The sequence below is a fragment of the Citreicella sp. C3M06 genome (assembly GCF_018860705.1).
Classification (GTDB): domain Bacteria; phylum Pseudomonadota; class Alphaproteobacteria; order Rhodobacterales; family Rhodobacteraceae; genus Salipiger.
Genome location: NZ_JAHKQA010000011.1, coordinates 22,309 through 31,033, shown reverse-complemented (window position 1 = coordinate 31,033; position 8,725 = coordinate 22,309). Strand labels below are relative to the sequence as shown.

The 8,725-nt window shown below is 68.3% G+C and carries 7 protein-coding genes and 1 pseudogene; all 8 read left to right on the top strand.

What is annotated here, in order from left to right:
- Positions 1 to 18: 18 nt before the first annotated feature.
- Positions 19 to 177, top strand: a pseudogene (locus KO516_RS03405) (IS481 family transposase); the annotation flags it as partial.
- A gap of 228 nt (positions 178 to 405) precedes the next feature.
- The gene (locus KO516_RS03400) at positions 406 to 1,320 is read left to right on the top strand and encodes a calcium/sodium antiporter (RefSeq protein ID WP_216002408.1); all 915 of its coding nucleotides are present in this window, start codon (positions 406 to 408) and stop codon (positions 1,318 to 1,320) included.
- A gap of 333 nt (positions 1,321 to 1,653) precedes the next feature.
- A complete protein-coding gene (locus KO516_RS03395) occupies positions 1,654 to 2,952 on the top strand; it encodes a serine/threonine-protein kinase (protein WP_216002407.1) in 1,299 nt (432 codons plus the stop codon).
- A 17-nt stretch (positions 2,953 to 2,969) separates the two neighbouring features.
- On the top strand, positions 2,970 to 3,839 hold the full coding sequence (locus KO516_RS03390; protein ID WP_216002406.1) for an FHA domain-containing protein: 870 nt from the start codon (positions 2,970 to 2,972) through the stop codon (positions 3,837 to 3,839).
- Positions 3,832 to 4,719 (top strand): PP2C family serine/threonine-protein phosphatase, encoded by an 888-nt coding sequence (locus tag KO516_RS03385; protein ID WP_216002405.1) that lies wholly within the window; start codon positions 3,832 to 3,834, stop codon positions 4,717 to 4,719. The genes KO516_RS03390 and KO516_RS03385 overlap by 8 nt, the downstream gene beginning before the upstream one ends.
- Positions 4,716 to 5,855 carry a hypothetical protein gene (locus KO516_RS03380; RefSeq protein WP_216002404.1) on the top strand — a complete coding sequence of 380 codons (1,140 nt, stop codon included), beginning with the start codon at positions 4,716 to 4,718 and terminating at the stop codon, positions 5,853 to 5,855. The genes KO516_RS03385 and KO516_RS03380 overlap by 4 nt, the downstream gene beginning before the upstream one ends.
- A gap of 33 nt (positions 5,856 to 5,888) precedes the next feature.
- Positions 5,889 to 7,877 (top strand): dynamin family protein, encoded by a 1,989-nt coding sequence (locus KO516_RS03375; protein ID WP_216002403.1) that lies wholly within the window; start codon positions 5,889 to 5,891, stop codon positions 7,875 to 7,877.
- Entirely contained in the window at positions 7,874 to 8,707 is an 834-nt protein-coding gene (locus KO516_RS03370) for a GTPase (RefSeq protein ID WP_216002402.1), read from the top strand. The genes KO516_RS03375 and KO516_RS03370 overlap by 4 nt, the downstream gene beginning before the upstream one ends.
- Positions 8,708 to 8,725: the final 18 nt, after the last annotated feature.

Below are 8,725 nucleotides of genomic sequence, written 5' to 3'. Positions count from 1 at the left end.
CAGTCATGATCAGCTGCGCAGCACCTCGCGGATTTCATGGCCGCCTACAACTTTGCCCGCAGGCTCAAGACCCTCAGCGGGCTCACGCCCTACGAATACATCTGCAAAATATGGACATCGGAGCCAGACAGATTCATCATCAATCCGATCCGCCAAATGCCGGGACTAAACACCTAACACCCGGTCCGAAATCCCCCGACCACCTCTGGCAGTGACGGCGCGCTGAACGGAACCTAGGGTTCCGCTGCGAGGGCGCTCGGGCAGGCGCTGGCATTGGCGCGCTCGCGTCCCGCGCAGGCGCGGCAGGTGGAATCTTTGCGCGCTGCGCCTGTCTGGGTCTTGCGCCGGGCCGGCGGCCTCCCATCTGCCGCAGAGGGCAGGTGGACTGCCCGCGAGGAGACAGTTCTGGACATCATTTTCGTATTGGCCGGCCTTGCCGGTCTGTTTGTCGGCGGCGAGGCCTTGGTGCGCGGCGCTGTCGCCATCGCGCAGCGACTGTCGCTGCCGCCTCTGCTGATCGGGTTGACGGTGGTCGGCTTTGGTACCTCGATGCCCGAACTGCTGGTGTCGCTTCAGGCGGCGCTGAAAGGCGCGCCGGATATTGCCATCGGCAATATCATCGGTTCGAACATCGCCAACATCCTGCTGATCCTCGGCATCACCGCGCTGGTCTGGCCGATCCGGGTGTCGGGCGGCAGTCTGAAGCGGGATCTGGTGGTGATGATCGCGGCGGCGCTGGCGCTGATACCGCTGTTTGTCGGCGGGCAGATCGGGCGCGGTGCGGGCTTGGCGCTTTTTGCGGGACTGGTCTGCTATCTGCTCTGGGCCTTTCTGACGCCGGGGGATGCCCCGGAGGACGACGCGCCGCCCGCGGGGCGCAGCTGGAAGTCGGTGCTCTGGGTTGCGCTGGGGCTGGCGCTGCTGCTGGTCGGGGCGCGGCTTCTGGTCGACGGGTCCAGCAATATCGCCCGCCAGTTCGGCGTATCCGAGGCGTTCATCGGCCTGACCGTCGTTGCGGTGGGCACGTCGCTGCCCGAGCTTGCGACCTCGGTCGTGGCGGCGCTGAAGCGGCAATCGGACATTGCCGTGGGCAATATCGTCGGCTCGAACATCTTCAACGTGCTGGGTATTCTCGGAGTAACGGCGGTGGTCTCGCCGGTGCCGGTGACGGCGCGGTTCGCCGCCTTCGATCTGCCGGTGATGATCGGCGCGTCCGTGGTGCTGGCGGCGCTGCTGCTGGCGCGCCCGGTGGTCGGACGGGTGCCGGGGGCGCTGTTGCTGCTGGGCTATGGCGCCTATGTCTGGGCGGCGCAGGGCTAAGATCGCAGGCCGCGAAGGCGAGGGTCTGCTCCGCTGGCCCTGCGGACCCGCGCGACGATCCGGCGCGCCAAAAGACGCAGGCTTTTCAGATGCACCCTGCCGTTGCCGCCCGGCGAATGGCCGAAAACATGCGCAAGGCGAAGGCCTTGCGCCGAAGGCTGCGGGCGATCGGTAAAACTCGATACGCATTCGCGCCAAGAGACATAATTCGGTTCCAATCTTACCACCGCCGGGTCCGGGGCCATTGGTTTAGTCGCCTTGAAGGGCATCGCACCGCGCGTGCTGTGCAGCCCGGCAGACAAACCATGACCCCAGATGCAGGGAGGCGGCACCATGAGCGACAAGGCGAGCATCGCGCCAGCCATGCCTGCGGGCACCGTGGGTGACGAGCTGCCCCCCGGCACGCGGCTGTGCAACGGCCAGTACACCATCGAGAAATACCTCAACTGCGGTGGTTTCGGCATCACCTACCTTGCGCGCGACAGCCTGAATCGCAAGGTGGTGATCAAGGAATGCTTTCCCAACGCCATCTGCTGCCGGACGCAGGCCACCGTGCGCCTGCGCTCGCAAGGCTACAAGACCGACTTCAGTCAGGCGGTCGGGCTGTTCCAGAAAGAAGCGGGCGCGCTGGCGGCGCTTGATCATCCCAATATCGTCGGCGTGCACCAGATCTTTGAAGAGAATTGCACAGCCTACATGGCGCTGGATTTCGTCGAAGGGCTGGATCTGCTCGACCTGTCGCACAAGCACCCTGAACTGCGATCCCCCGCGGCGGTGCGCGAACTGGCCGAGATCCTGCTCGACGCGCTGGCCTATGTGCATCGTAGCGGCATCCTGCACCGCGATATCGCACCTGACAACATCCTGCTCGATACCGCGGGCACGCCGGTGCTGATCGACTTTGGCGCGGCGCGGCAGGGGGCGACCATGGCGTCGCGCATCCTGTCCCGCGTCTATACCGTCAAGGACGGCTATTCCCCGCAGGAATTCTATTTTGCCGGCAGCGCGCAATCGCCCGCGTCGGATCTGTACGCGCTGGCCGCCACCTTCGTGCATCTGATCGAAGGCGCGCCGCCGCCCAACAGCTCGCTGCGGCTGGCGGCGGTGGCCGAGGACCGGCCCGATCCCTTTGTGCCGCTGTCGGGGCGCTTTGCGGCCTATGACCCGGCGCTGCTCGGCTCGATCGATTGCTGCATGAGCCTGTTCGCGCGCGATCGGCTGCCCAGTGCCGAGGCTTGGCTTGACGTGCTGCACGGGGGGGGCATGCCCGAGGCAGAGCCGCCGGAGCCTGCGCCGCTGGACCAGTCCACCAGCGCAGCCATCGCCGCGTTGGTGCAGGAAAACCACAAAATCGTCGCCGAAGCCCGCGCCGCCCGCATCGACCCTCCGCGCGAAGACCTTGCGCTGCGCGCCGCCGAAGAGGCCCGGCGGGCGCAGGAACGCGAATACTGGGCGATCCTCAACGAGGACCCGGGCAGCTGGCGCAATGGCCCGGATGTGGCCCGGCCCGGCAGCGAGGCCGAAGACGCAACCGAAGACGAGAACGCCTCGGAAATGCGCCAGCGCGGGCTGTCGCTTGGGGCGCTGTTTGGCTGGCTGCGCCCGCGGGCGCGCATCGACACCACCATCTGACGGAAGGCACCACCGACATGCTGGGTTTCAAGGGACGGATCGCGCGCAAGCGCCCAACAACACGCATAGAGCCGGGCGAGGCGGCGCTGCCTTCGGCCCTGCGGTTGCCGCAGGAGCCTGTCGCCGCGCCGCCGCCCGCCCGCACCCAAGACGAGCGTAATGCCGAAACCGCCCGCGCCGGTGTGAGCCATGTTCCACGCCCCGAATCCAGCCAACATGGGCCCGCGCGCCGCACCATGGAAAGCGCGCGGCCCGAAACCACCCCCAAGATCTGGGATCTCGAGCCGCCGTCCCCCCCGACGCCAGCCGAGCCCGCGTCGATGATGGCGCGCTGCGCCGGGCCATCGCAGAACGAGGATGGCGATGATTTCCTTGCGCCAGGCCAGCCGCCCATGGCATTTCGCGCAGGGCCGCAGGCCAGCGCGCCGGGGGCAGCCGTGCCCGACCGCGCCCGCACCCGTCTCCTGGGCTTTCACGGCGACGGCGCGCCCGATGTGTTTTCCGATCAACCCGCTGCCGCGCCCTCGGCTGCGCCCTGCTTTCCCATTGGCTGGCTGATCGTGACCGATGGTCCGGGGCGCGGCGCATGCTTTACGCTGACAGCGGGGCTGTCGAGCGTCGGGCGCGATGCGGACCAGACCGTCAGTCTTGATTTCGGAGACGATGCGATTTCGCGCGCAGGGCATCTGTCGATTGCCCATGACGAGGAAGACGGCCGAAGCTGGGTCGGCCATGGCGGCAAGGCTAATATCGTGCGCCTCAACGAGCGGCCCCTGCTGTCGACCGAAGAGCTGCATGGCGGCGACATCCTTCGCATCGGCAAGACGGTGCTGCGCTATGTCGCGCTGTGCGACGACAGCTTTTCATGGGCCAAAGGCGATGGTTGAGCTGCTGTGCGAGGCCGCGCTGGCGCAGGATATCGGCTCTCGCGCGCGTCAGGAAGACGCGGCGATTGCGCATTTCGCCAGCGGCGCGCCGGGGGGGATTGCGGTGCTGTCCGATGGCATGGGCGGGCATGACGACGGCGACCTTGCCGGGCGCATCATCGCCGCTGAAATGTTCGCAGAGCTCTACCTGTCCGCCGCCCGCAAGGATGTGCTGCGCTTTGATTGCAAGGCGATCTTCGGCTCGGCGCTTGGCAGCGCCAATCGCAAGCTGCAACATCACATCGATCAGGGGCATTTGTCCGGCGACACCGGCGGCACGCTGTTGTCGGTGATCGTGACCGATGGCACGCTGCGCTGGATCTCGGTCGGGGACAGCCCGTTGTGGCTGCTGCGCGGCGGTAGGCTGACGCGGCTCAACGAGGTGCATTCGCTAGCGCCGCAGATCGACCTGATGGTTGCGGCGGGCGAGATCGACGCAGATACGGCGCTGGCGGGAGGCGGGCGCAACTGCCTGACCTCTGCGGTTACCGGGGGCGATATCGCGCGCATCGATTGCCCCGAAGAGGGCCTGCCGCTCTGCGCTGGCGATCTGTTGCTGCTGGCCAGTGACGGGATCGAGACGCTGGATGAAACCACCCTGCGCGACCTGCTGCAGCGGCGGCGCCATGCCCCGGCGCAGCAGATTGCCGATGCGCTGATCGGCGCGGTGCGGCGGCGCGCTGGCCCCGATCAGGACAACAGCTCGGTCGTGGTAATCCGGATGCGGGCGGCAACCGGCGTGCGGGCAGGGCTGCGCGGCTGGATCGCGGGGCTGCTCGACCGGGTGCTGCGCGCGCCCGCGCCGATGCTGGCCTCCGTCGCGGCGGAGCGCGCCTCATGAGCGCCGCCGATGCGATCGCCATCACCGACCGCCTGCGCGCCCTGCAAGAGACGCCCGGCCTGCCGCCCCGGCTTGCCGCCAATTGCGCCGCGCTGGCCAGTCGCCTTGCAGAGCCGGTGCGCATCGGCCTGTTCGGCCTGCCGGGGGCGGGCAAGCTGGCGCTGCTGGATGCGCTGTGCGGCAGCGCGCTGGCGCCGCTGGCCCCGCTGCCGACGCTTGAGCTGGGCTTTGGCGCCGCTGCAAGCGTCGAGGCGATGCTGCCCGATGGCACCCTGCTGCGGCAGGCGGGGCTGCCAACGCCGGATATGCTGGCGCGCGGGCCGGCCTTTTTGCGCCTTGCCGCGCCGGTGCCGGGGCTGCGCGGGCGGCGCTATTTGCTGGTGGCCTGCGAGGCGGATCCGCGCGAGTTCGCCGCCGCGCTGGCATGGGCCGCGCCTCGGGTGGATATCGCGCTGTGGTGCGCGCGCGGCTGGTCGGGCGTTGATGCGCAAAGCTGGGGCGCGGCGCCCGACAGCCTGTGCAACCACGCCGCCCTCGTGCTGAGCCCGCAGGGCGAAGAGGCGGGCGACTGGCACGGGGCCGAAGGCTTCGAAGCGGTGCTGCCCCCCGATCCCGCGCGTATCGCGCGCCATCTTGATGACACCGCCGCCGAGGCCGCGTCGCACGACATGGCCGCCGCTGAATGGATGCTGCAACGCCACGGCAGTGCCAGCGCATCCGCCCCGGCAGCCATGCCCCGGCCCGAACCCACGCCGGACATCGCCGAACCCCTGCGCGACAGCGTCGCCGCGCCGCCCGAAGTCCCGCCCGAAGCCCGGGCCGAACTGGGGCGACTGTTCCAGTACCTGCGCGGCGCGGCGGCGGATCTGGCCGAGGCGCTGCCCTGCGCTTCGCTTGACGATGCGGCCTGCGCGCAGTTGCTGGAACGGCTCGGAACGGTGTTCGACAGCCTCACTGCGCGGACGCAGGATCTCGACCGGGCGCAGGACAGCTGGCCAGAGCTGAGCGACATGGTCTTCGAAGCGCAGGACATGGCGCTGTTGCTACGGATGGAGGGCGGGCCAGGGCAGGCAAGCGACGCCGCCCGCCTTCTGCTGCAATTGCGACAGGACATCGAGGTCAGGCTGGCCGCCTGACGGCACCACGAAAAACAAGAGGGGCAACAAGCCATGAGCACACAGGACAGCACGACCCTCAGCGCCCCGTTCGAGGCGCTTAGCGGGCTGGCAGATCGTCTTGCGGCAGTCGACAGCGAACTGACGGTTCTCGCGGGCAGCGCCGAGCGTTCCGTCGCCCGGCAAGCCCGCCGCCTGCACAAGGAAATCCGCAGCTTTGATCCGGCGGTGACCTTCATCGGGCAGGTCAAGGCGGGCAAGACCACGCTGGTCAATTCGCTGGTCGGCTGGCCCGAACTGCTGCCCGCCGACGTCAACCCGTGGACCTCGGTTGTCACCTCGCTGCACCTGTCGCCGACGCTGCGACACGACGAGCGCCGGTCGAGCTTTCGCTTTTTTGGCAACGATGAATGGGATGCGCTGCTGCAACAGGGCGGGCGGGTCGGGCAGCTGGCGGCGCGCGCCGGGGCCGAAGACGAGCTGGAGAAGGTGCGCAAGCAGCTTGAAGCGATGCGCGAGAAATCCCGCGCCCGGCTTGGGCGGCGTTTCCAGATGCTGCTGGGCCAGACCCATGATTATGACAGTTTCGACCAAGAGCTGATCGCGCGCTATGTCTGCCTTGGCGATGACTTCTGGGAGGAGTCGGCCCAGCTTAGCGCTGTGGCCGAGCATCTCGAAACCACCCGCGAGCGCGGGCGTTTCGCCGACATCACCAAATCCGCTGACCTGTGGTTCGGCGCGCCAGGGGTGCCGATCGGGCTGACCATTCAGGACACGCCCGGCGTCAACGACACCTTCATGATCCGCGAGCAGATCACCATCAACGCCCTGCGCGCCAGCCGCCTGTGCGTCATGGTGCTGTCGGCAAGCCAAGCGCTTTCGGCGGTGGATCTCGGGCTGATCCGGTTGATCTCGAACGTCAAATCCCGGCAGATCATCATCTTCGTCAACCGCATCGACGAGCTCAACGATCCGGTGAACGATGTGCCAAAGATCCGCGACAGCATCCGCGCCACGCTGGAACGGTTTCAGGGGCCGGTCGATGCCGAGATCCTGTTTGGTTCGGGCCATTGGGCCAGCAACGCGATCGGTGGCAGCATCGACGGGCTGGGCGCAAGCAGCGCCGAGGCGCTAATGGGCTGGCTCGAGGCGCATCTGACCGAGGCACTGGCCCAGCGGCCCCCCGCCGAGATCATCTGGACCATGTCCGGCGTGCCCGCACTGGGCCGCGCCATCGCCGAGCGCCTCGAAAAGGACGCGGGCGCGGCGCTGGAAAAATCCGTCGACACGGCGTTGCGCAACCTGCGCGTTGGCGCGGCGGCGCGCGAGGCACAGCTTGACGCCTGCAGCATCGGCGCACAGGCGCACCACGCCTGCACCCTCACGCCCGAGCAGATCTCGGCCCGTTTCGCGGCGATTTCCGAGCGCGCCTATGGCCATCTCGAAACGCGGATGCAGGCGGTGAACGCCACCTTTGCCAGCCGCGCGGAATCGGCGCGGCGCACCTTTCTGGGCCGGGCGACATCGTCGCTGGCGCGCCATCTCGAACAGCATGGCGAGGGGCAGGTCTGGGCCTATGATCCTTCGGGGCTGCGGATGCTGCTGCGCACCGCCTACAGCGTGTTTGTGCACGGCGCGGGCAGGGTCGGAACCGAGGCGCTGGAACAGGCGGCGGGCGAGATCGACGCGCTGCTGCGCGAGGTCTTCGGCCTGCCCGCCGATGCGCCGGAACTCACGGCGCCGCCGCTGCCCGAGCCGGTTGCACCGGTGTCGCTGGGCCAGACCATCGCACTGGATCTCAAGGGCCGCTGGTGGATGCGGTTCTGGCGTCGCCGCAAGGGCTATCAGGCGATGGCCGAGGATTTCGCAAGCCTGATCCACGAGGAAACCGCTCCGGTGGTCGAGGCCCTGCGCCGCGATTGCGCCGATCCCTACGCGCTGGTGCTGCGCGCGGTGCTGGCCGAATTCCTGCGGGCGCAGCGCGATCTGGTCCTGGGCCTGTCCTTCCCTGAAACGCAACTTCCGCTGAGGTCCGCATCATGAACGACGCCCCGCGCAAGCCCCGCATTGCCCTGATGGGCGAATTCAGCGCTGGCAAAAGCACGCTGGCCAATCTGCTGCTCGAACAGGACAGCTCTCCGGTGCAGGTCACCGCCACGCAACTGCCCCCGGTGTGGTACAGCCTTGGGCCCGGCACGGTCGAGCGCGAGCTGGCGGATGGCAGCACCGCGCCGCTGCCGCTTGACGACTGGAGCGCCGCCGACCCCGCCAGCACCGCGATGATCCGCGCCCGGATCGAGGCCGACCTGCTTTATGCCTTTGATCTGGTGGATATGCCGGGCACCTGTGATCCGTGCATGACCTCTGATGTGTGGTCGAACGTTCTGGCGCAGGTCGATATGGTGATCTGGTGCACCCCGGCCAATCAGGCGTGGCGGCAATCCGAGGCGGCACTGTGGGAGCAGGTGCGCCCCGAGCTGTGGACGCGCAGCCTGCTGCTGGTCACCCGCATGGACAAGATGCAAAGCGCGCCGGATCGCCGCCGGGTGCTGGCGCGGGTGCGGCTTGAGGCGGGCGAGATGTTTCGCGATGTGCTGCCCATTGCGCTGACCGGCGCGATTGCCGGGCGCGACGACGCTGACGTGCTGGAGCAGACCGGCGCGGCGGCGCTGGTGCGCTTTCTTGAAACCGCGCTGGACGAGGGCGCCTGTGCGCCGCCGTTGCCGCCGGCGCCCGTGTGCGAGCCTGCTCCGGTGCCCGTGGCTGCGCCAGTGCCCGAGCCAGTGCCCGACGCTGCGGGTCGCGTGGTACCGCGTCGCATCCAGCGCAGCGGCGAAGGGCGGCGCGAGCGCCCGCAAGCCGGGGTCGGGTGATTTGTGCTGACTTAAAGG

Excerpts from the sequence above, each read along its gene's own strand:
- KO516_RS03395 (WP_216002407.1), top strand. The coding sequence starts at position 1,654 with ATGAGCGACAAGGCGAGCATCGCGCCAGCCATGCCTGCGGGCACCGTG.
- KO516_RS03390 (WP_216002406.1), top strand. The coding sequence starts at position 2,970 with ATGCTGGGTTTCAAGGGACGGATCGCGCGCAAGCGCCCAACAACACGC.
- KO516_RS03385 (WP_216002405.1), top strand. The coding sequence starts at position 3,832 with ATGGTTGAGCTGCTGTGCGAGGCCGCGCTGGCGCAGGATATCGGCTCT.
- KO516_RS03380 (WP_216002404.1), top strand. The coding sequence starts at position 4,716 with ATGAGCGCCGCCGATGCGATCGCCATCACCGACCGCCTGCGCGCCCTG.
- KO516_RS03375 (WP_216002403.1), top strand. The coding sequence starts at position 5,889 with ATGAGCACACAGGACAGCACGACCCTCAGCGCCCCGTTCGAGGCGCTT.
- KO516_RS03370 (WP_216002402.1), top strand. The coding sequence starts at position 7,874 with ATGAACGACGCCCCGCGCAAGCCCCGCATTGCCCTGATGGGCGAATTC.